This is a genomic window from Pirellulales bacterium, assembly GCA_019694455.1.
GTDB lineage: Bacteria > Planctomycetota > Planctomycetia > Pirellulales > JAEUIK01 > JAIBBY01.
Genome location: JAIBBY010000040.1, coordinates 18,228 through 40,844, shown reverse-complemented (window position 1 = coordinate 40,844; position 22,617 = coordinate 18,228). Strand labels below are relative to the sequence as shown.

19 protein-coding genes are annotated in these 22,617 nt (G+C 62.2%); 9 read left to right on the top strand and 10 right to left on the bottom strand.

The features are described from left to right. Positions 1–64: 64 nt before the first annotated feature. The 5 genes from K1X71_15440 to K1X71_15420 form a co-directional block, all read right to left on the bottom strand. Complete coding sequence (locus tag K1X71_15440; GenBank protein ID MBX7074535.1) at positions 65–2,233, bottom strand: redoxin domain-containing protein; 2,169 nt, start codon at positions 2,231–2,233, stop codon at positions 65–67. A 167-nt stretch (positions 2,234–2,400) separates the two neighbouring features. Continuing rightward, a complete protein-coding gene (locus K1X71_15435) occupies positions 2,401–3,501 on the bottom strand; it encodes a TIGR03032 family protein (protein MBX7074534.1) in 1,101 nt (366 codons plus the stop codon). A gap of 62 nt (positions 3,502–3,563) precedes the next feature. Next, a complete protein-coding gene (locus tag K1X71_15430; protein MBX7074533.1) occupies positions 3,564–6,752 on the bottom strand; it encodes a hypothetical protein in 3,189 nt (1,062 codons plus the stop codon). A 408-nt stretch (positions 6,753–7,160) separates the two neighbouring features. After that, positions 7,161–7,823 (bottom strand): RDD family protein, encoded by a 663-nt coding sequence (locus K1X71_15425; protein ID MBX7074532.1) that lies wholly within the window; start codon positions 7,821–7,823, stop codon positions 7,161–7,163. Next, on the bottom strand, positions 7,823–8,290 hold the full coding sequence (locus K1X71_15420) for a hypothetical protein (protein MBX7074531.1): 468 nt from the start codon (positions 8,288–8,290) through the stop codon (positions 7,823–7,825). Before K1X71_15420 ends, K1X71_15425 begins: the two co-directional genes overlap by 1 nt. A gap of 278 nt (positions 8,291–8,568) precedes the next feature. On the opposite strand from K1X71_15420, the gene K1X71_15415 reads away from it, so the two are divergent. The 4 genes from K1X71_15415 to K1X71_15400 are packed head-to-tail and all read left to right on the top strand — an operon-like array spanning position 8,569 to position 11,490. Further along, positions 8,569–9,198 carry a sigma-70 family RNA polymerase sigma factor gene (locus K1X71_15415; GenBank protein ID MBX7074530.1) on the top strand — a complete coding sequence of 210 codons (630 nt, stop codon included), beginning with the start codon at positions 8,569–8,571 and terminating at the stop codon, positions 9,196–9,198. Next, positions 9,168–10,520 (top strand): serine/threonine protein kinase, encoded by a 1,353-nt coding sequence (locus tag K1X71_15410; GenBank protein MBX7074529.1) that lies wholly within the window; start codon positions 9,168–9,170, stop codon positions 10,518–10,520. The genes K1X71_15415 and K1X71_15410 overlap by 31 nt, the downstream gene beginning before the upstream one ends. 33 nt (positions 10,521–10,553) lie before the next feature. After that, complete coding sequence (locus K1X71_15405; GenBank protein MBX7074528.1) at positions 10,554–10,973, top strand: hypothetical protein; 420 nt, start codon at positions 10,554–10,556, stop codon at positions 10,971–10,973. After that, complete coding sequence (locus tag K1X71_15400) at positions 10,948–11,490, top strand: hypothetical protein (protein ID MBX7074527.1); 543 nt, start codon at positions 10,948–10,950, stop codon at positions 11,488–11,490. Before K1X71_15405 ends, K1X71_15400 begins: the two co-directional genes overlap by 26 nt. Here the strand turns inward: K1X71_15400 and acnA are convergent. Beyond that, entirely contained in the window at positions 11,474–14,200 is a 2,727-nt protein-coding gene (acnA, locus tag K1X71_15395) for an aconitate hydratase AcnA (GenBank protein ID MBX7074526.1), read from the bottom strand. The two genes, K1X71_15400 and acnA, sit on opposite strands and share 17 nt — an antisense overlap. A 524-nt stretch (positions 14,201–14,724) precedes the next feature. Here acnA and K1X71_15390 point away from each other — a divergent pair. Then, positions 14,725–15,969 carry an AAA family ATPase gene (locus K1X71_15390; GenBank protein ID MBX7074525.1) on the top strand — a complete coding sequence of 415 codons (1,245 nt, stop codon included), beginning with the start codon at positions 14,725–14,727 and terminating at the stop codon, positions 15,967–15,969. A 21-nt stretch (positions 15,970–15,990) separates the two neighbouring features. Here the strand turns inward: K1X71_15390 and dcd are convergent, their stop codons facing one another. Beyond that, positions 15,991–16,563 (bottom strand): dCTP deaminase, encoded by a 573-nt coding sequence (gene dcd / locus K1X71_15385; GenBank protein MBX7074524.1) that lies wholly within the window; start codon positions 16,561–16,563, stop codon positions 15,991–15,993. Positions 16,564–16,647: 84 nt separating this feature from the next. After that, on the bottom strand, positions 16,648–17,313 hold the full coding sequence (gene nth / locus K1X71_15380; protein ID MBX7074523.1) for an endonuclease III: 666 nt from the start codon (positions 17,311–17,313) through the stop codon (positions 16,648–16,650). A 239-nt stretch (positions 17,314–17,552) separates the two neighbouring features. Between nth and K1X71_15375 the strand changes: the two genes are divergently transcribed. Continuing rightward, entirely contained in the window at positions 17,553–18,275 is a 723-nt protein-coding gene (locus K1X71_15375) for a Bax inhibitor-1 family protein (GenBank protein ID MBX7074522.1), read from the top strand. A gap of 111 nt (positions 18,276–18,386) precedes the next feature. Here the strand turns inward: K1X71_15375 and K1X71_15370 are convergent, their stop codons facing one another. Next, on the bottom strand, positions 18,387–19,991 hold the full coding sequence (locus K1X71_15370) for an AMP-binding protein (protein MBX7074521.1): 1,605 nt from the start codon (positions 19,989–19,991) through the stop codon (positions 18,387–18,389). A 359-nt stretch (positions 19,992–20,350) separates the two neighbouring features. On the opposite strand from K1X71_15370, the gene K1X71_15365 reads away from it, so the two are divergent. The 3 genes from K1X71_15365 to K1X71_15355 all read left to right on the top strand — a co-directional run bounded on the left by K1X71_15365 (position 20,351) and on the right by K1X71_15355 (position 21,609). Continuing rightward, positions 20,351–20,677 carry a hypothetical protein gene (locus K1X71_15365; GenBank protein MBX7074520.1) on the top strand — a complete coding sequence of 109 codons (327 nt, stop codon included), beginning with the start codon at positions 20,351–20,353 and terminating at the stop codon, positions 20,675–20,677. Positions 20,678–20,877: 200 nt separating this feature from the next. After that, a complete protein-coding gene (locus K1X71_15360; GenBank protein MBX7074519.1) occupies positions 20,878–21,168 on the top strand; it encodes a hypothetical protein in 291 nt (96 codons plus the stop codon). Between the two features lie 18 nt (positions 21,169–21,186). After that, positions 21,187–21,609 carry a hypothetical protein gene (locus K1X71_15355; protein ID MBX7074518.1) on the top strand — a complete coding sequence of 141 codons (423 nt, stop codon included), beginning with the start codon at positions 21,187–21,189 and terminating at the stop codon, positions 21,607–21,609. Here the strand turns inward: K1X71_15355 and rfbA are convergent. Further along, positions 21,580–22,479, bottom strand: coding sequence for a glucose-1-phosphate thymidylyltransferase RfbA (rfbA, locus tag K1X71_15350; protein ID MBX7074517.1), 900 nt, complete (start codon positions 22,477–22,479; stop codon positions 21,580–21,582). The genes K1X71_15355 and rfbA overlap by 30 nt on opposite strands. Positions 22,480–22,617 lie beyond the last annotated feature (138 nt).

Sequence of the window (22,617 nt, the reverse complement as noted above, 5' to 3'; positions counted from 1 at the left end):
TGGCTGCCTGCGCGGCAGCCGAAGTGACCCTTAGGCTAACCCATTCACCACCATCCATCAACAATTATCCATCTGTTGACGTTTCGGCCGCTGGCTCGCGCTCGGCGTCGGAGCCACGGTCGCGCCGCGGGCCGCCCCGCGAAAACAGCTTCAAAATGTTGGTCAGCTCTTCTTTGTTGATGCCGCCATCGCGATCGCGGTCGGCCAGCAATAGTCGTTCGCCCATTTCGTCGGGCAACTCATCCTTGGTCAACTTGCCGTCGCGATTCGCGTCGAGGGCCGCAAAGACCTTTTCGGGATCGATTCGGCCAAACGCGCGGCCGAGCGATGCGTTTTCTGGCACGCTCCCTTTGGGATAAACCTCGACATAAAAGCCAATCATCATCTCTTCAAACGTCTGGTCGCCCCAGGTCACCTGTTTGGTCGGATCGGGATTGGAGAGATTGTTCTCCGAGTTGTCCCAATGCGCGGTGCAAACCAGCCGCGTTCCCTTGGGAAGGGTCTTTGGCTCGGTCAGGTTATAGGTGGTTTGCCAGTTGAAGTCGTAGGCCGGCACGTCAAGCAAGATCTCCTGCTCGCCGTTGGGGTAAAACGCTTCGTACCGGAACGCCTTGCCACGCGTGTGCATATGTGGGGTCATGTTCAAAAGCGTGATGTCGTGCTCCAGCGTGTTATCGGCCGTGACCTGATAATCTTCGGCGCCCGCCGGAATCACAAAGAAGGGGGTCATCACCGCTGTGCTCCGCGCCACGTGGGTCACCTTGGCGGGGTCGGCAAACCGAAAGCCCACAAAGCTGCGATCCTTCTGCGGCGAACCGTTGGGGGTGTAGTGCATTTGAAAGATCAGCTTCGAGCCGGCCTTCACGTGCATGGCGGTCGTGCCGTCGGTTTGCACCATCGGGTTCATGCCCGGCGCATAGCCGGCGATCAAACTTCCGTTGGTGAGGCCAACACCTTCAAATTCCCCGCGACCGCCGCGGTTGCCGCCGCGCTGCGCCAATCGGCGCCGTCGCCGCTGTGGCTGGTCGTCGCCGCTTCCGTCGGAGGCAGCCGACTCCGGCTTGTCCCCCGCGCCACCCTCATCGCGCGGGCGCGCGGCACGGCGGGTATTGGGGGGCGCCACGAAAACCAGAATGTGATGAACCGTCTCCAAATTGCCCGGCCGCGCCTCGGCGGCCATGATCCATTTGTCTTCGGTCCAGCCGGGATCAACCACAAAGTGGTAGTAATCAATCACTCCTTCGGCCGCCACATCAACCGGCTCCTCGGTGGCGTAGATGATCTGGTCGGGTTCGCCAATCGTCCAGCCTTCGGTAAATTCCTTCGGCGCCGGCAGGTCGGACGGGTTACCCTCCGGGCAGCCGTTCTCCACCCAGGTGGCGATCAACTTTTTGTCGTCGTCCGACAAGCGCAGATCGTTTTGGAAATGTCCGTACTTGGGATTGGCGTGCCATGGCGGCATGCGTCCCTGGTCGACGACCTCACGAATCATTTCGCCCCAGCCGACAACGTCGGCGTAGTTGGTCATGGCGAAGGGACCGATGCGTCCTGGTCGATGACACTCAAGGCAATGTTGTTGAAAGATGCGCGCGATCTGATTGCTGTAGGTCACCGCGCTATCGGCCTTCACGGGACGCACGCGGCCGATGAAGCAGCCAATCGCTTCGGTCGACGGCACGCTCACCGACTTGCCGGCCAGCAGTTCGTCGACCGCCATGGCCAGATCTTCGCGCGTGGCGCTTGGTCGTTGAAAGCCGACTCCGTCGTCAAAGCCGTACTGGTCGTCGATCCGCCCTTGGTAGCGGACGACGCGATCGCGATCGAGCACGTACACCACCGGAGTGCGCTCGGCGCCAAACTTGTCGGCCACCTCGTTGCCGGTGTCCTTAAGAATGGGGAACTCAATATTGTGGCGCACCGCGTACGCGCCGATCTCTTGCAGCGAATCCTGCTGATTGGAGTCGATGCCGACAAGCGCGACCTTGTCCCCCCAGCGCTCGCTCAGTTCGGCCAGCCGCGGCCCATATAATTTCGCCAAGGGACATTCGGTCCCCACGAAGGCGACCACCACCACGTCGCGATCCTTGAAATCGCTGAGTTGGTAGTCCTTGCCGAAATGACTCTTCAGAGTGAAGTCGTCGATCTTGCGGCCGATCGCTTCCGCCGCAACGGCGTTCGCCGCGATCAGCAAGACGGAGCACAACAAGAGAACCCCAAACGCAGCACGTCGCATGATGGCGCCTCGCGGGAAGAAAGGTCGCAGAGTTTGAATTGGATTGGCGGACGCCATTGTCGAACGACAATGTGGGAAATTCTCGATCGGCGTCCTGGGCAATTATTCTAGACTTTGCGGGAAATAAAAGCACGCTCGATTCCGCGAGCACCGCCCCCCCATCGGAGCTATTCACGCACCTCGGAGCTAGGGCGTAGCCAATAAGAGAACTCCGGCGCGGTGAACGCCTCGCGCGCCTGCTCGCTTTCGCGATTGAGGACCGTCGGACGCCGGACGCCTGGTAAATAGCAGATATCGAACAACTCTTGGCACCCCGCGGTGAAGCGCAGCATGCCAATCGATTGACCGGTGCGCAGATCGACCACTGCCAAGCCACATTGCAACTGGCTAAATCGCTCATGGACGGGCAATCCGCCAAAGATGTGCCGCTCGCGAATTTGCGAAAGGCCAACCACTGCATAGGGGCCGACGAAGCACAGGCCGCGCAGGTAGCCGGGCAGCGCGCAGACCACGGTATGGTCGCCGCGAACCAAATTGGCGCAGATGAATTCGCCCTTGCCAGAGTTGAGCAACCACAGCGCGCCATCGTAAATGCGTGGCGAGTGCGGCATCGACAAGCCGCGCAGGACGACCTGATTGTTCGCCACGTCGACAACGACTCCGCCGCGCGCCTTCTGGTCACGCCAGCCACCCACGGCGTCGCTTTCTCCGAGGGCGGTGACGAATCGTGGAACGCCAGCCTCAATCGCCAGGCCATTCAAATGGCAGCGATCCTCAGGGGCAAGTTCGCTAATGAACGGCGGGCGCCAGCGCGGCAAAAAGCTATAGTCGGCGCCCGGTTGGCAGAGACAAGAAAATCTGGTGTTCACCAGCCACAAGCTGTCGGCGCCGAAGGCCACATCGTGCACATTCGCGTCCCCCGTGATGAAGCTGGCGCGAGGTAGATACAACGCGTCGTAGCGCCCCGGTTCCTCCTCGACCAGGTCGGGAGCTAGCAACGGCGCATTGGCCAAGAGCAACACCTCGTGCCGAGTGGCGATCGCCAGCCGATTCTCATGGGCGGCCAGGCCCATCGGCTTGTCGAACTCGCGCATCAACAGCGAGACCTGCGCGCCGTTCCAACCGACAAGCGCCAAGCGGTTGGCCTGATAGGTGGTTACCGCCAGCGATCCGCCAAGCTGCGACATCCAGGCAGCGAAACCCGCATCGAGCTCGCACGTCACCAGACAAGGCTCGGATTGCGGCGTCAACGATTCGCGATCGGTCATGCGCGGACTCCTCGCCCGATAGTCATGGCCTGCGGCGCGCGTCTATCTGGCCGCGCGTCCGCTCAGGCGATGTCGGTGCGAGTTTCCTCGACAAGCCAATCCGGGGTCAAGTCAACGCCGATTGTGACCAGGAACCAGTCCTGATCAGCATCGCCGAATACCTGATCCACCGCGCTGTCGTTGGAAATGTTGACTCCCGGCTGCAAGAAGACATTGCCGTTGTTGCGCGGACCCACGCCCGTCCCCGATAGGTTCGCCACCCTTTCCGCATAGGTGCGCGCGCTGGTCCATTCCGCTCGCACGGCGGCCAAGTCGCCATTGGCGGCGGGACGGTGCATCGCGGACACCAGCAAATCTTCTCCCGCGCCGCCATGCATGGTGTCGGCGCCGGCGGTGATGCTCTTGATGGTGACGATGCCAAGGTCGCCAATCAGCACGTCGCGCCCATCGCCACCGTTGAGCGTGTCGTTGCCGCCCTCAGCGCCGTCGCCGCCCACCAGGATATCGTCGCCCAATCCACCATCAGCGGTGTCGTTGCCGCCACCCGTGTACAGGATATCGTTGTCGGCCTCGCCAAAGAGCAGGTCGGTTCCTCCTTCACCGCCATCGGCGTCGCCATAGATGACGTCGTCGCCATTGCCACCATAGACGGTGTCGCCGGAGGTCAGCGAGCCTTCGGCGCCATCGGCGTAGATCGTGTCGTTGCCGTCGTCACCGTAGATGGTGTCTGGGGCGCCTTCGCCACCATCGCCATCGCCGTAGATCGTGTCGTTGCCCGCGCCGCCATGAATGGTGTCGCTGCCGAGGAATTGCTTGGCCAAGGAGACGCCGGGCGTGGTCGCATGTTCGCCAAACAGAATATCGTTTGCGCTGCCACCTTGGAGCAGATCGGCGCCGCGGCCGCCATAGAGCCGTGCCACAATGGACAGGGCGCTGGCGTTGAGCGTGTCGTCGCCATCGCGGCCATGCGCCACCACAGCGCCAGTCACGCCAGCCACATCGACGCTCTCGTTCACCACGGAGCCATTCAGCAGTGTGCTGTCGACACGGATCGTCCCCGGCGCGACAACGGAGAACGCCACGGCGTCATTCGCGGTCGTGCCGTACCAAACCAGGTCGGTAACGCCAGCATTAGGAACGAGCGCGTATGCCAACACATCGATCGTTGTCGATGCGCTGGAGCTAACCCCGCCGTCTTTGTCGGTGGCGGTGACGCGCACCGTTTGCAAGCCGGCGACATTAAACACATGCGATACTTGCAACCCCGAGGCGCCGCTGGCGGTTTCGTCCACCGTGCCGTTTCCATCCCAATCGATGGCGAACGTGAAAGGCGCCGCCTGATCGGCGCCCGCCGGGTCCGTGGCGCTGAGGGTTAAGGTGGCCGTTGCGCCTCGTGGCGCGGTGGCTGGGCCACTCACGCCAGCCGTGGGCGCCGCGTTGTTCACGGTCAGTGTGACCGGGATCGAATCAACGCTGCCGCCGTCGCCGTCGTTCACTCGCACGGTGACTTGCCGCGTGGCGGGCCCATCGGCGATACCGAGCGCGACGAGCTGCGCCCAAGTCAACGTCGCGTTGTCGCCGATCGCATCATCAAATACGCCATCGCCATTGATGTCCCAAGAATAACTGAGCGGATCCGCGACGCCCGCCGGATCGCTGGCGGCTGCGGAGACGGCCAGGCTCTCGCCTTCCTGAATGGCGGGCACGGAAACCGAGTCGATCGTGGGCGCCAGATTGTTGATCGTCAGCGCGACGGCGGCAGAAGTCGTGACATTGCCCTGTCCGTCATCAACGCGCACGCGGACCATGTTGGCGGCGACTTGGTTGTCGACGATTCCCAGCGCATTGAGTTGCGCCCAAGTCACCGTGGGTGTCAGTCCGCTGGCATCGCCGAAGACATCATCGCCGTTGATGTCCCACGTGTAGGTCAGCGCGTCGAGGTCGGGATCGCTCGATAAGGAAGCGTTGAGCGCGAGCGTTCCCCCTTCGTCAATCACATAGGGGCCTCCCGCATCGGCCACCGGAGGCAAGTTGACGCGGTAGCGCTGTCCATAGTTGCCATAGCCGGACCCATCTTGCGCCGCGCTCGACCACACGACAATGCTGTTGCCATTGTCGTCCATGGCTACGGACGAGAAAAATTGATTGCCGGTGGTGTACGTATTGGCGCGAAACTCAGCGCCTTGCGGCACGCCAGCGGCGTTGTAGCGCTGGGCGTAGACGCCGTACAGGCTGCCGTCCTGTTGCAGATTGGGCGCCGGCGGAGGATCGGCGGCTGCCACACCGCTGGACCAACTGACGACAAAATTGCCGCTGGAATCCATGGCCAGCGACGGCAAGAACTGTTCGCCATCGGTGTAGGTGTTGACGAGGAATTCGTTGCCTTGGGCGGTTCCCGCGGCATTGTAAAGTTTGGCGTAGGCGTCGGTGCGCAGCAGATCGCCGTGATTGCTCGCCCAGGCGATGGCAAAGCCTCCCGCGTGCATCTTTACCGTGGGAAAGAACTGTTGTCCGCTCGTGGTATTGTTCACCAGGAACTCGGTTCCCTGTGCCGAACCCGCCGCATTGTAGCGCCGCGCGTAAACTCCAAAACCGCCCGAGGCGTCTTGTCCATAGGCGTTCCAGGCCACCACAAAGTTGCCGGCCGTGTCCATCGCCATGGTGGGCAGGCCCTCAAAGCTATCGGTGGTGTTGTTCACACGAAACTCGTTGCCTTGGGCAGTTCCCGCAGCGTTGTAGCGGCGCGCATAGACGCCGTACAGCACGCTGTCTTGCGGCAAGGGGAAGGTGAGAACGTCTTGCGTGCCGCTCTGCCAGGCGAGCGCGAAATTGCCCGCCGCGTCCATGGCGATCGAAGGCGAGTTCTGTTCGTAAGTCGTGCTCTGGTTGACTCGGAATTCCGTCCCTTGCGCGACGCCTGCCGCGTCGTAACGCTGCGCGTAGACATCGGTGTTGCCAGACGCTTTGCTCGTCCAGGCAATGACGAATGCGCCGCTGGCGTTCATGGCAATCACGGGCTGGGCTTGATCGGCGGCGGTGGTGGTGTTCACCAAGAACTCGCTGCCTTGCGCTAGGCCTGCCGCGTTGTAGCGCTGCGCATAGACTCCCGCGCCGCTTCCGTCTTGACCGTAACTCACCCAGGTCGTGACGAAGTTGCCGCTGCCATCCATCGCCACCTTGGCGTATTGCTGATTGCCGACGGTGGCCGTGTTGATCAAGAACTCCGGTCCGGCAGGATTGATCGACAGCAAGCGGCGTTCTTCCAGCCCCTCGCAGCGCAGAGTGCGCGACTTGGCAGCGGAAGGGATTCTATCCGTCGAACGACGCCAAATTGCAGGTAAGCGCATTTGGATCCTTCTCAAGTGTGGACGAGGGCTCTCGTGCCCATGATGGGGTGCGATTCTCAGCCAGAGGCGGCCGCAATATGCCGCCGTCAAGCGACAAGCTGCTACTGGCAGACAAAGGCGGGTGAGACAGTTCCGTTGAAGTGCCACTGGCCAACACAAATGCGCGGCGCAAGCCATTGGCTTTCGTGATTTCCTGGCGGCATGAACGGTGCAAGGTAAAGCGGAGAGAGCCGAACGTCAAACGCTAGCAAGTGCGCGTGAAGCGAGTTTAATGTTGGTGGCGCCGTGCGAATATGCCGGCGGAGCAACATTTCAGCCAACAGTAACCGGAGGCGCGCGATAAGGATTCTCCTCGAGTGTTACCCCTTCCGGCGCGCGCAGATCGATGTTTTGCAACAGGTGGTCGGCTTCTCCCAGACTGGGACGAAACACCGCCTGCTCGCGATGCCGCGTCCAGATCACCATCGTTCCGGCCCAATGGTCGCCAAGCCGTTGTCCACCGCCAACCTGTAGCGCGGCGATGATGGCGCTCAAAGGTGTGAGCAGCGCGAGAGTTCGCTTGATGCACGCTGCCAGCCCGGCCGGTTGACCGCTACGAGCGTCGATCACCCGCAGACCAAAGAGCGCCTTGCCCGGCGAGGCGCCGGCGCCCAACAGATGATCGCGCGCCGCCAGTGGGACGATGGTAAGTGCGAGTGTAGCCACCGGCAGCGCGGCAGCAATGACGGAGCGTCCTTCGAGGGCGATGTAAATCGCCGCCGAAAAGAACCACGCCGATACCGAGGCGACTTGCCAGAGGATCAAGTCGAACAAGAGCGCGGCCCGGCGACGATTGACGAATGCCAAGCCACAGCGCTGACAGACCCAGTGACCATACAAATGGCGTCGTCGTTCGGTGCCAGCGCCGCACAGCGGACAGCGCCAGTCGGCTGCGCCGCGCGCGGCGCCGATTGAATGTGAAGCGACGTCGTGCATCACCAACCTAGCAATTTGGCAAGCCGATAAGCCAACATGGCCAGGCAGGCAAAGTATGCCGCGTTGGCGAGGCGCAGCGCGGATAGCTCCGCGCGATCAATCCACATCGCCTGCATAGGGGAGAATGTCAGCGAGCGCGGCGCGTGATCAACTGCCCACGATCCACCCCGGTATCCCAGCGAAAAAACGAGCGCCGCGGCCAACACCAGCCACTCGCCGCGAGCTTCCTCGTATAGCACGCGGCCGGCATTGGCGACAATTGGCAACAGCGCGCTCGACAGCGCCGGTTCCGCCTCGATCTCCGTGATGGCGATTGCATCGCGGGCCGGCGGCGCGGGTGTCGGCTCCGCGGCGAGCGCGACGCCAGAAGACTGCGCCAGCAGTCCCAGTGCGGCGGCCATGCAGCGCGCGTGCTCGCCGCAAAATAGTTTGCACAGCGACTTGATGGTGAATGAAGCCGAGTTCATGACGCTCGTCGCCTTCCGATGATGCCTTGCGCGCTGCACGTGTCCCTATTGAATAAGGACGTAGGCGGTCGAGATGCGACAATCTGAACAGAAAAAAATCGGACGGTGAAAAACTCGCGGCGCGCGAACTTTTTTTTTTGCGCGCGGCAATTTGGTTTTGCCCACGCATTAATAGTTTGTCCGGTGAGGGGTGCTTTTCTCGTCTAGTTAATTAGAGGGGTGCGTGGAGGGTTCCGCGTGACACAACCTAGAGTGGGCGACGCCAAAGGCTATCCGGCATGGAAATGCGCGCGCTGGATTCGAAAAACGTTCGACCACTCGGCGGTTTTCAACCGCACGGCGTTCGCACAACTGCGCCGCAATCGCTGGAGCAACTGTTCGATTTCTATCGCGGCTATCTGCTGTCGGCCGCAGCGCGGCGCTTGAGCACCGACTTGCAGACCAAGGCGAGCCCCTCGGATCTAGTCCAAGAAACTCTCGAAACCGCATACCAGGTGGTGGACCGGTTTTCTGGCGAATCCGAAGCCGAACTGCTGGCTTGGCTCATGCGCATCTTGCAGCGCCGCTGCAACACCGCACGGCGCCGCTATCGCGACACGCTCAAGCGTCGGTTGGCGCGCGAGGTGACGCTCGACTCGGTTGCGCGCGATCGCTCGCCGACGTTGGCCGACGCCGAGCGCACCCCGTGCGCGCTGGCCATCGCCCACGAGGAGTCGGCGCTAGTTCGGCAGGCCATCCGCGCCCTGCCGCACGACTATCGCCGCGTGCTCATCCTACGCAATTGGGAGCGATTGCCCTTTCAGGAGATCGGACGGCGCATGGGGCGTTCGACGAAGGCCTCGCAAAAACTTTGGACTCGAGCACTGGCGTGTTTGCAATGTCGACTGAAACTGGCGACTCGCGATTGATCTGGGCCGCGCGATCGACGGCGGTGGAGAGCGCCTCATCGCGCAGCGCCGTCGCAATCGATCGGCTTACCAGCGCACTGACCGAGTACGACGAATGGCTTGGTCGAACTTCGGCTGCCGAGACGCACACAACCGAAACATTGGCGACCGTTGAGTTGAAAAAGTGCTTGCGCGACTTGCACGCCGCGGCGTCAGTGTTGAGCGTGGATGAATTGTTGACTGAAGTCGATGCCGTCGATGAGGAAGGCCGCGACGATCCTTGCTCCGCGTCTCCGCTACCCTGCCAGCTCGGGCGTTTTCGCATTATCTCGCGCGTCGCCGAGGGAGGGCATGGGATCGTGCTGGCCGCGTGGGACGAACTGCTCGAAAGGCGCGTGGCCATCAAACTTCCGTTGCCGCGACTGCGGCGCTGCGCCGGATGGAAGCCGATGTTTCTGATGGAGATGCGAGCGGCTGCGCGGCTAAACCATCCCAATATCGTTTCGCTCTTGGAGGCCGCCGAGACCGGTCCGTTTTTGTATGCCGTGCAGCCCTGGTGCGCGGGGAGCACGCTGCGCGATTGGCTCCGATCCACTTCGTCGCCCATGCCGATCGGCGCCGCCATGCGGTTCGTCTCGCTCCTGGCGGTCGCTATGCACTACGCCCATGGCCAAGGCGTGTTGCATCGCGATCTCAAACCAAGCAACGTGCTTTTGGCGCCGTGTGAACCAGGGAACGCCCATGGTGTGCGACTGGGGCGGCGCCGCTGGTCGACGCCAATGATCTGCGATTTTGGGTCGGCGCGCTATTGGAACCCAGGCGGCGGCGACTCGCGCCAGCCGTCAATCTGTCCGGCGCTAGGCACCGTGCCGTATATCGCCCCCGAGGAAATGACGGAACCCGGCGTGCGCTCAGGACCGTGGACCGACGTCTTCTCGCTCGGCGCCATATTTTATGAGCTTCTCACCGGCTCGCCGCCATTTCAGGCCGAAGATTTCACGTCGACCTCCAACTGGCTGCTCTCGGGCCACCCTCCCCGGCCGTTAAGGCAATCGCGCGCCGACGTGCCGGACGAGCTCGAACGGATTTGTCTGAAATGCCTGGCCCGTGAGCCTGTGGAGCGATATGCCTCCGCTGCGGCGCTGGCCGGCGCTTTGTCGCACTGGCTGCGTAATGAGCGCGCGCAATTGGCGAAGGGCGAACTGGGCGACGTGGCCGGCGCCGCATGCGTTGCGCGTTCTTGCGCCAAGATGTCGGTTTATTCCTGCAAACAGCGTTCTAAATATAGGCGCAGGCCGAAAGGCCAATCGAACACTCACGCTGGAATGAGCGGTTCCGCGTGAGTGTTTTTTAAATTCGCGGCGGGAGGAAACTCTATGATCTCGGTCTTGATAGTGGACGCTATTCCTCAGCGCGCGGCCGGCTTGGCCGTGCTGTTGCGATTGCAGGGACACGACGCCTACACCACGCGGGAAACCACCTGCGAGCGGTTGATCGAACGCTCGCCGAGGCGCGAGGTGGTGCTGGTGCGCGCGCCCACGTTCGAGGACCAGTGGATCGTGCGCATGTTGTGGCCCGAAGGCGCATCAGACGATTCGGCGCATGTCATCAACGCGGCGCTAGCCAGCCTCCGTTCGCCTCCTGTCGCCGCGCTGGCCACACCAACTAGCGCCATGGCCGATGCTCCTGGCACGCGCGCCGCGTGGAAGTTGGTCACCAACCCGGTGCACGCCTCACGATCACCGTTCACTGGCCGGCGAAGGATACTCCGTGCGACGCCATTGGCAACACGTTGAATGCCGCATAGGTCGTCTACTCAGCGTTGTCGTCGTGCTGGGGCTGGTCCGGACCGGCGCGGCGGCGCCGCTGGTCGATCTTGCGGCGCTAGCCGACCTAGTAAGCGAAAGTCCCCTCGCGATCGCCGGGTACCCGCTGCCGCTTGTTTCGCCACCGGCCGATACCGGGGAAGGACTCGTGGGACCGGCGCTGTTTCTCAGCGATGGATTTCATCCGGGCACAGTGCCGCAAGGAATCATCGCCAATGCGTTTTTGCAAAGCGTGGCCGACGGCTACGGCATCGACACCGCTGCCTACCGAATCTCGGATCAAGAATTGGTGGCGCGCGCGGGACTGGCGCGACCGTCGGGCGAGACTTACATCAATGCACGCCGCTTCGTACGGCTGACGCCAGAGCCGCGCACCGCGCAGTTCGTGGCGGTGTTTGGCGGCATTTGGCTGCTGACCGCCGTCGCGCAGCGCAGTCGGCGGCGGCGTGCGGTTCGCGCCAGGCCCGGCGTTAGCGCCCCTTCTTGAGCAGCATCCGCAGCACAGTTTGCAAGATGCCGCCGTTCTTGTAGTAGTCCAGTTCCACCGGCGTGTCGATCCGCGCCCGGCAGGTGAACTCCTTCACATCACCCCCCGCGCCAGTGGCCTTCACTTTGAGCAGCGCGCGCGGCTTGAGCGAGTCGTCGAGCCCCTCGATGTCAAACACCTCTTCGCCGGTGATGCCGAGCGATTGCCACGTCTGACCCGCCGGAAGTTCGAGCGGCAAGACGCCCATGCCCACCAGGTTGCTGCGGTGGATTCGCTCGAAACTGACCGCCAGCACTGCCCGCACGCCGAGCAGCAGGGTGCCTTTGGCGGCCCAGTCGCGGCTGCTGCCGGTGCCATACTCAGCGCCGGCGATCACCACCAGCGGCACGCCCTCCTGTTTGTAAAGCTCGGCGGCGTCGTAGATCGGCATCACCTTGCCGCCGGGCAAGTGGCGCGTGACGCCCCCTTCGGTTCCAGGCGCCACCTGGTTGCGAATGCGGATGTTCGCAAAGGTGCCGCGCGTCATCACGCGATCGTTGCCGCGCCGCGCGCCGTAGCTGTTGAAGTCCAACGGCTGCACGCCGTTCTCTTGCAAAAACTTGCCGGCCGGGCTGGCCGTGGCGATCGAACCGGCGGGCGAGATATGGTCGGTGGTGATCGAGTCGCCCAATAGCGCCAACACCCGCGCGCCGTGAATCGGCTGAATCGGCTCGGGTTCGGCGCCGATATCGACCAGAAACGGCGGCTCTTGGATATAGGTGCTGCTGGCGTCCCACTCGTAAAGGTCGCCGCCGCCGACAGGCAACTTGTTCCAGCGCTCGTTCGATTGAAACACGTTGCCGTATTGCTTGCGGAACATTTCCGGGCCGAGCATGTCGCGCACCATGGTGGCCACTTCTTGTTGCGTGGGCCAAATGTCGCGCAGGTAAACTGGCTGGCCATCATTGCCGGCGCCAAGCGGCTCGCGATTGAGATCGATGTCGGTGGTGCCGGCCAAGGCGTAGGCCACCACCAGCGGCGGACTGGCTAGGTAGTTGGCTTTCACCAGCGGATTGACGCGACCCTCGAAGTTGCGGTTGCCACTGAGCACCGCCGACGCCACCAGATCGCCTGAGGTGACCGCCTTGGCCACGGGGTCGGGCAGCGGACCGCTGTTGCCAATGCAGGTGGTGCAGCCATAGCCCACCGTGTTGAAACCCAACTGATCGAGCGCCGCGGTGAGCCCGGCCTTGTCGAAGTAATCGGTGACGACGCGCGATCCCGGCGCCAGACTCGTTTTGACATATGGCTTGACCTGCAAGCCTTTGGCCGCTGCCTTTTGCGCCAAGAGTCCGGCGGCCAACATCACCGAGGGATTGCTGGTATTGGTGCAACTGGTGATGGCGGCGATCACCACGGCGCCATGGCCGATATCGACGCTGTTTCCATTGTCGCTGACCGTGCCCGTGCGCCGCAGGGCGGCGGCATCGAGGGCGAATCCCCGTTCGGCGACCGGCGCCACCAGCGCCTTGCGAAACGCATCTTGCATGTCGGCCAGCGGCACGCGGTCTTGCGGCCGTTTGGGGCCTGCCAGACTTGGCTCAACCGTGCCCAAATCGAGCGACAATGTCGAAGTGAAGCTCGGTGCGGGGGCGTCGTCGGTGCGGAACAGGCCTTGTTCCTTCGCGTACCGTTCGACCAGCATGGCCTCGGCGTCGGTGCGGCCGGTTTGCTTGAGGTAGGCGATCGTATGCGCATCGATCGGAAAGAAACCCATCGTGGCGCCATATTCGGGCGCCATGTTGGCGATGGTGGCGCGGTCGGCCACGCTCATGGTCGAGACGCCGGCGCCATAGAACTCGACGAACCGGCCCACCACCCCCTTCTTGCGCAGCATCTGCGTGACGGTCAGGACCAGATCGGTGGCGGTGGTGCCCGGCTTGAGTTGGCCCGTCAGCTCAAAGCCGACCACTTCCGGAATCAACATATAAATGGGCTGACCGAGCATCACCGCCTCGGCTTCAATGCCCCCCACGCCCCAGCCCACCACGCCAAGGCCGTTAATCATGGTGGTGTGGCTGTCGGTGCCGACCAGCGAGTCGGGCAGCGCCACGTCGCCATTTTTGTCTTGGCGGATGAACACCCCCTTCGCCAGGAATTCGAGGTTCACCTGATGAACGATGCCGACCGACGGCGGCACCACGCGGAAGTTGTCAAACGACTTTTGACCCCAGCGTAGAAACTCGTAGCGCTCTTGATTGCGCTGATACTCCAGATCGACGTTTTGCGCTAGCGCCTGGTCGGTGCCAAAGCGATCGACTTGCACCGAATGGTCGATGACCAGATCGACCGGAATGAGTGGGTTGATATTCTTGGGATCGCCGCCCAATCGCTTCATCGCCGTGCGCATCGCCGCCAGATCAACAACGCACGGCACGCCCGTGAAATCTTGCAGCACCACCCGCGCCGGCAAGAAGGGAATCTCCGCTTCGGGCAAGCTGTTCGCGTTCCAGGCGGCCAGGTTCTTCACATCGTCCTCGGTGACGAGGAATCCATCGCAATTGCGCAGCGCCGATTCGAGCAGCACGCGAATCGAGTAGGGCAATTGGCTGATTTTGGCGAGCCCCGCCTGTTCCAACTTCGACAGCCGATATATCCCGGCCTGGCCGCTGCCCGTGTCAAACGTGTCGCGCGCATGAAAGGGATCGAACTTTTGACCGGCCGCGTTCATTTCAGGCTCCTCTTTCCAAATAATCCGCAACTCGCCGGGTTCGGTTGGAGGGGAGAACCGAAGCTCGGGCTTTCATCGGCGTTGGCAGCCGGATTCTAGCCCATCGTCGAGAAACTGTCTTGGGGTTGGCGCGCGGCTGGGGCGGCGCGCTCGGCAAAGACGCTACGACCGGCCAGCCAGCCGGTTTGCTCCGGTGGAGTGCGCGTTCTAGGTTTGAGATGCCAAATCAGGTCCCTAGCCACAAACCTCAATAGTCGCTACCCATGCCCGAAAACAGCACCGACACATTGCTCAAGCGTCTGGCGTCGCTGAACAAATCGGGGGCCGATCCCGAGGCTTGGCAGTCGGTCCGCTCGACGCAGCCCAACCACGATGTGCCGACGCACGCCAAAGTCGAAAGCGCGCCTGCCTCGCCGCCCGCCGACTCCACGCTCGACCGGATGTGTCAGCGAATCAGCAGCCTGGTGACCAGCCCCGGTCGAGCCGAGGTGAACACCGGTTCGGAACGCGGCGAGTTCGTGCCGATGGAGCCGGCGACCTTCGCGGACGCCGGCATCACCGACACCGAGGTGGAGACGCTGATCCTCAAGTTCTTGCTCAATCGGGGCGCGGCGTCGGGCCGTGAGACGGCCGACCAAGTGCGCCTGCCATTCAAGTTGATCGAAGAACTGCTGCGGCAGATGAAGAACGATCAACTCTTGGTCTTCAAGGGCTCGGCGCCCATGAACGACTACATCTACACGATCACCGACATGGGGCGCGAACGGGGTCGGCGGCTGTTCGAGTTTTGCACCTACTTTGGCGCCACGCCCGTCTCCCTCACCGACTACATCGCCAGCGTCAAAGCGCAGTCGATCGAAAAGCAGCGCCCCACCGTCGACGACCTGCGCCGCGCGTTCTCCGACTTGTTGCTCAGCCAGCGGATGCTCAACCGCCTGGGCCCCGCCATCAACTCCGGCCGCGGTTTGTTCCTGTATGGGGCGCCGGGCAACGGCAAGACGAGCATCGCCGAACGCGCCACCCGCGCCTTTGGGCAAACGATCTGGATTCCGCGGGCGATCAGCGTCGACGGCAACATCATCCGCCTGTTCGACCCGGCCAACCACGAGGAGGCCCCGCTCGACTCGCACGACGGGCTATTGGACCAGAGCCGCGTCGACAAACGCTGGGTGCGCATTCGCCGCCCCACAATCGTCGTCGGCGGCGAGCTCACCATGAGCAGCCTGGAAATCACCGCGAGCGAAACAACCAACATCTGCGAGGCGCCGTTGCAGATGAAGAGCAATTGCGGCACGCTGGTGATCGACGACTTCGGCCGTCAGCGGATGAGCACTGACGAGCTCTTGAATCGCTGGATTGTGCCGCTGGAAAAGCGCTACGACTTTCTCAATATGCCCAACGGCAAGAAGATTCAGGTGCCGTTCGATCAGCTCATCATCTTCTCCACCAACCTGGAACCGAAGGACCTGGTGGACGAGGCGTTTCTGCGGCGTATTCCGTACAAGATCGACGTGATCGACCCCAGCGAGGAGGAGTTCCGCGAGCTGTTCCGGCTGATGGCGCCCAAGCTCGGCTTTGTCCATCGCGAGGAAGCGGTGGACCATCTGGTCGACAAGCACTACAAGTCGGTCAAACGCCCGTTCCGCTGTTGCCAGCCGCGCGACTTGCTGATGCAAGTGCGCAACTTCTGCTTCTATCAAGACCGCCCGCAGGAGATGACCCGCGAGAACTTCGACTTCGCCGTGGAGAACTATTTCGCGGTGATGTAAGCGGCCAGCGGCGCCAGCGCGCTATTTCACCCGCTCGTACCCAAATTCGAGCTTAAGCTGAGGGTCTTTTTCGGCGTCGGGCTGCAACTCGCGGAACAAGAGACTCGGCTGAATGTCGCGGTTGTGCTGGTACTTGGCCATGTACTCGGTGTGGTCGCCGCGAATCTCGTGGTAGAAGATCTGGCAGATCTGCACCCCCGGATAAATGCGGATCGGCTGCACCGCGAACATCTCCAGCGTCCAGTAGCCGGCGAAGCCGACGTCGCCAAAACCGGCCGTGACATGGACGAACAACCCCAACCGCCCCACCGACGAGCGCCCCTCGATCATCGGCACCAGATCGTGCGTCTCGGTCAGTTCGATCGTGCGCCCCAGATACAACTGATTGGGGCTGAGCACCAAACCCTCGGGCGGGATCACCAGCCGCCGAAAGCGGTTGGGCTTGCGCATGTCGAGCACCACCTCTTCGTAGGCGAGCAGTTCGTGGTGCAGGGTCAGGTTGTAGCTGTTCGGATTGAGGTTGGCCTCGTCGAACGGCTCGATCTTGACCTCATTTCCCAGGCGTCGTTGGATTTCCAACCCGGAAAGAATCATCGCCACGGCTCCCGACGGCGGTTGTCGACTTGATATTGCGGTTGCTGGCGCCCCGCGACGCGGACCGTCAGCATAACAAATGACTCACTCGCTGACTTTGACTCCCACTCGCGGACAATCGGCCGCCAAGGGGCACCGGCTGCAGCGCGGCTTACGCGCCAGACAGACCTGGCGTCCGTGATGAATCAACCGATGGCTGAAATCGATCCATTCCTTGGCTGGCAGAAGCTCCATCAAATCACGTTCGATTTTCACCGCGTCGGTCTGCCGCGTCAGGCCAAGGCGGTAGGTGATGCGCGAGACATGGGTATCGACCACCACGCCCGAAGCGATGCCGAAGGCCGTCCCCAGCACCACGTTGGCGGTTTTTCGGCCCACACCAGGAAGCTGGACCAATTGGTCGAGGTCGCACGGCACTTCGCCGCCATGCTCCGCTACCAGCTTTTGGCAACAGGCCTGAATGTTCTTCGCCTTGTTGCGAAAGAAGCCGGTGCTTTGGATGACCCGCTCCAGCGCTGCCAACGGCGCACGCGCATAGTCCTGGGCCGTGCGGTACTTCTTGAACAACTCGGCCGTGACCAGGTTCACTCGCTGGTCGGTGCACTGGGCCGATAGAATCGTCGCGATCAATAATTCCAGCGGATTCGCGAAACGCAGCGCGCATTCGGCGTTGGGGTAGTGCTTGCGCAGCAGTTGGGCCACGCGTTTCGCACGGCGCTTGGCGTCGGCGGCGGCCTGAGAGCGTGCCAAGCGGTGACTCGAAAACGAGGGCTGGAAGCGGACAAAGGCGTCCCGATTGTCGAGACGCCTTTAAGGGGTGTCAAGCAACCGTTTTTCAGCAGCGAAATGCGTTTGCCCCCAATCGACTCCCGCAGTAGATTTCTGGCAGTAGTGGCGATCGTCACAGCGGCGTTGTATTTGGCCACCGGCGAGCCCTGCGCTCCCTCACAGTATCTCCTACTCCTTCTCCCCACAGGAAAGGGGCTCCCATGAGCTCGTACGAAAATCCTTACGCAGTCGGATTAGGCGGGGTCGCTGCCCACGCCGGTGAGAACGAACGGGCCGACTTCATCACCAAGACTTACCTGCATCTGGCGGGCGCCGTGGCCGCCTTTGTGGCGCTGGAGGCGGTGCTGCTCAACCTGCCCGGCATCGACGGCATGGTGCAATTGATGGTCAGCGGGCGCTGGAGCTGGCTGATCGTGCTGGGCGCGTTCATGCTAGTGTCGACAATCGCCAGCAATTGGGCGCAGTCGACCACCAGCCTGTCGACGCAGTACTTTGGGCTGGCCCTCTATGTGGTGGCCCAGGCCATCATCTGCGTGCCGCTGTTGTGGGTGGCGCAACGTTTCGCCGGGCCGCAGGTCATTCCGTCGGCCGCGCTGATCACCGGCGTCATGTTTTCCGGACTGACCGCCGTGGTACTGTTCACCCGCAAGGACTTTTCCTTCTTGCGCTCGGTGCTGATGTTTGCGGGCTTCGCGGCGCTAGGCATGATCGTCGTCGCGGCCATCTTTAATTTTGAGCTTGGGGTGATTTTCACCTGCGCGCTCATCGCTTTGGCCTGCGGGTATATTCTCTACGACACGTCGAACGTGCTGCACCACTACCGCACCGATCAGTATGTGGCGGCGTCATTGGCTTTGTTCGCTTCGGTCATCCTGCTGTTCTACTATGTGCTACGCTTGCTCATGTCGCTTAAGCGCGACTAAGCAAGACTGTCAGCCGTCGCCGGCAACGGCGGTAAGAATCGAGTTTGTTTCGGCCTCGCGTACTCGCCGGTACGCGGGGCCTTTTTTTTTGCTCACTCGCGATGGCGTCGCCTACATCGCAAACCGCTCGAGCGCCAAGGTCTTGAGCGCCTTGAGATCGAGCTTGCCGGTTCCCAATACGGGTATCTCGTCGACTTCGGCGAAGCTGTCGGGCGAGGGAATCCAAAGATTCGGAATGCCCGTCTCGCTGAGTTCCCGGCAGATCTCGTCGGGCCGCTTGCTGAGCGAGGTGTGCAGGACGACTAGCCGCTCTCCCTTGCGCGCATCGGGCACGGCGGTGACGACCGCCTTCAGTTGCTCTTCGTCGGCCGAGACGACTTTTTGAATCAACTCCTCGATGCGGATGTGCGGCACCATCTCGCCGCCGATCTTGGAAAAGCGGCTTTCGCGTCCCGTAATCTTGATGAACCCGTCGGCGTCGATCAGCGCGATGTCGCCGGTCACGTACCAGCCGTCTCGCACCACCAGCGCGGTGAGATCGGGCCGGCCTAAATAACCCTTCATCACGCCCGGACCGCCAATCAACAACATGCCGGGCGTGCCTTGCGGCAACTCTTCGCCCGTCTCCGGATGCACAATCTTGGCGAGCACGCCGGGAATCGGGCGCCCCACAGTCCCTTCCCGAGTGAAAGAGCGGTCGTGCGTGGGCGCGCGGCTCTCCGGCACGTTCACCGCGACCAAGGGAGACAACTCGGTGGCGCCATATGCCTCAACTGGCCGTACGTTGAACTTGTTCTCAAACGCGTCAGACAATTCGACCGGCAACTTCTCGGCGCTGGCGAACACCACATCGCAGGCGGCGAAATCCTCCGGTTCGCAGCGCTTGAGATAAGCGCGAAGAAACGTGGGGGTGGCCATCATGATGGTGGCGCGATGCTTGCGCACCAGTTCACCCACCTGTTGCGCCTCGAGCGGCGAGAAATGGTACACCGCCTTGGGACGCAAGCAGAGCATGGTCCAGAGCGTGGCCGTGTAGCCATAAGAGTGAAAGAACGGCAGCACGCCGGCGGCGCAATCGTTTTCGGTCAGATGGATGACTTCGTCGATCGCCTGCACGTTCGACCCAACATTGCGGTGCGTGAGCATCACCCCCTTGGGCTCTCCCGTCGAACCCGACGTGAACAGCACGGTCAGCACGTCGTCGGGTTGAATACGATGCACGCCACACAGTCGCGCCAATAGCGGCACGGGCATGGTGTACGCCTGCAGCGCGCCGAGCAGTTTGTCGGCCTTGGTCACCTTGGGGATCAGGTCTTCCAGGCAAACGACTTTGGCGTTCAAGTCGAGCTTGATGCGCTGGAGAACCCGTTTGCTGGTGAGCACATGCTTGATGCCGCATTGGCGGATGCACGAATTGAGCGCCTCGGACGAAGCGGTGTAATTGAGATTCACCGCGATGCGGCCCGCCAATGGCAGCGCCACATTGGCCAGCACCGACCCGCCCGATGGCGGCAGAACAAGGCCGACATACTTTTCATCGGGCGACAGCAACTCGCGGGTCAAGAGTCGCCGGAAGATCAATGAGCGCATGAGCAGCGATCCACCGGTCATCTCCATGCCGGTCGAATCGGCGACCTTGGGGCGAAACATGCTGCGGCGACAGTTGTAGAGATACGCCAGCAGCGTGTTGTTCGGCAGAATCTTCTCCAATTCCACGTGGCACGTCCTTATTGAGCGCGGCGCGGGCCGCGATGTCTACACTCTAAAACGCCGCCTTAAATCGCGGCCCAATCAACATACCCCCCCGTCCGACAAGAAGGTAGTATTCGGCTGCGCTATAGACGCCGCCTCGGAATGGGCAAGTCATTGCGACTGGTTGCTTAGTCGCCTGCGGCGCGGGACCGGTCACACCCGGACCGCGCCAACTGACTTCGCGGCCGCAAATCGAGACGAGTCCCATACATAAAGTTCACCCACTTTACCAAGTCGTCAGACTCGTCTTGAGCCGCCGGCGCGATTTGGATTACTCTCTGCGCCTCAATGGAAGAGTCTTTCGCAACTTGGAGGCGTTTGTCATGAGCCGTTTGGGCAGCTTTCTTTTCGGCGCGATCTGCGGCGCCATTGTGTGTTTCACCGCGCTCAAGTACCACGTGCTGCGCACCAACGACGGCTACCAGTTCGTGCCGAAGCTGACCGCCAATTTCGAAGAGACCTACGTCGATGTTCGCAAATTCCAGGTCAACGACTGGAACGAGCACAAGGCGCTGGTCGCCGCCATCGTGCAGGCGGGCAAGAGCGACCTGTTGGGCGATTCGGCCGCCAGCTCATTGCACGAGGAAGCCAAGAGCCTGCTCGACAAGCTCGGCTGGCGATCGCAGACGGGCGAATCGAATCTGCGTTAGCAGCGCTCGCCGCCCCTACAATCCGCGCCACGCGCGCCGCTCGAACGCGGTTTTGCGCGTGTCGTGTCGCTTGCGCCAATCTCCACTGGCACAGTTGAAGTCGCTGCTAGCGGCCGCCCGATAGCAGCAAGGAGCCGCCGCGCAGGACGCGTGGCGAAGTGTGCCCCCCGGCGTGCCGTCGCGCAGAGGTCAAGCGGACCATGGAAATCAATCGCAATCAGTGGTTCATGATCGGGCTGGTGGTGCTCGCCCTAGGCATCCAGCTTCGCTTTGTCGATTCCTACGTGCTCACCGAAAAGACTACGCACTGGCTGGCCCAGCGCTTTGGCAAGCCGCATGAGCAGGCAGCCACCGGTATTTCGCAACTTTGGGCCGCCGAGGGCCCGGCGCCGCGCAAAGTCGTCGTGCCGCCCGAGTGGCTCGGCTGGGCCACCGTGTCGGTCGGCTCGGTGCTCATCTTGCACAGTCTGGCCATGCCACGGCCGGGCTAAACGCGGGGGCGCTGGCAGTTGCGAAACTTGGTTTGGATGGGAGCGGCGCTCACTTGTTTGGTTCTTAATGAGCCGTGTGCCGCGCAGTCGCCGCGCGTGGGGCGAGAGAGCCTGCTCGACCAGATACCAAGCTCCTCGCCGGCGCTGCGCGAAGGCGCCACCCTCGAATCGACAGCGGGCAGCTTTGTGCGCCAGGGAGATCGCTTGGTGTTTGTGCTGCCGGGCGGGGCGCGGCTCATCACGCTGGAGAATCTCAATCTGCAGCGTGTGGCCGACAAATTGGATGTCGACGGCGCCAGTCTCTCCTGGACCGTCTCTGGCCAGGTGACCGAGTGCCGCGGCGCCTTCTACCTGCTCATCACGCGGGCGCAAGCGCGGCGCGGCGTTCAACAAGAAGCGCGTAGGCCTGTTTCAACCGCGCGCCGGCGGGTGCGCCAGTAAATCGCGCAGATAGTCGCCGTAGGTGTTCTTGAGCTTGGCGGCCAACTGCTCAAGCTGGGCCGCGTTGATAAAGCCCTTGTTGTAGGCGATCTCTTCCAGACAAGAGATTTTGAGCCCCTGCCGCTTTTCGATCGCTTCGATGAAGTTGGCCGCCTCAATCAGCGAGTCGGGTGTGCCGGTATCGAGCCAGGCGAAGCCGCGCGAGAATCGCTCCACCCGCAACTCGGCGCGTTCCAGATACACCCGGTTGACATCGGTGATTTCCAATTCGCCGCGGGCGGAAGGCTTGAGATGGGCCGCGATGTCGATCACCTGGTTGTCGTAAAAGTAGAGGCCCGTCACCGCCCAGTTGCTTTTGGGCTGCTTGGGCTTCTCTTCCAGCGAATTGGCGCGACCGTCAGCGTCGAACGCCACCACGCCGTAACGCTCGGGATCTTTGACCATGTAGGCAAAGACGGTGGCGCCGACCGGCTGCGACGCCGCCCGCACTAACATCTGTTGAAAGCCTTGGCCGTAAAACAAATTGTCGCCCAGCACCAGGGCGCAGTGGTCGCGGCCCACGAACTCGCGCCCGATGATGAAAGCCTGTGCCAGCCCCTCGGGCTTGGGTTGCTGAGCGTAGCGAATCGAGATGCCAAGCTGGGCGCCGTCTCCCAACAGTCGCTCAAAGCCGCCGATGTCCTCGGGCGTGCTGATCAAGAGCACATCGCGAATGCCGGCCAGCATCAACGTCGACAAGGGATAGTAGATCATCGGCTTGTCGTAGATCGGCAGCAGTTGTTTGCTCACCGCCTTGGTGATGGGGTGCAAGCGCGTCCCCGATCCGCCCGCCAGAATGATCCCCTTCTTGCACAGCACTGGTTCGCTCATTGGTCGATGCTTCGCTCTGAGTGTTCGCTGACCTTAGTGTTTGCGTCGTTTCTCAATAGCCAACCCTTGGCGTGGCGGCCGCTTCCACGTCGAGTTCGGCCTTCGCCCCCGCGTAGCCGGGAAAGATGGTGCGTGCAG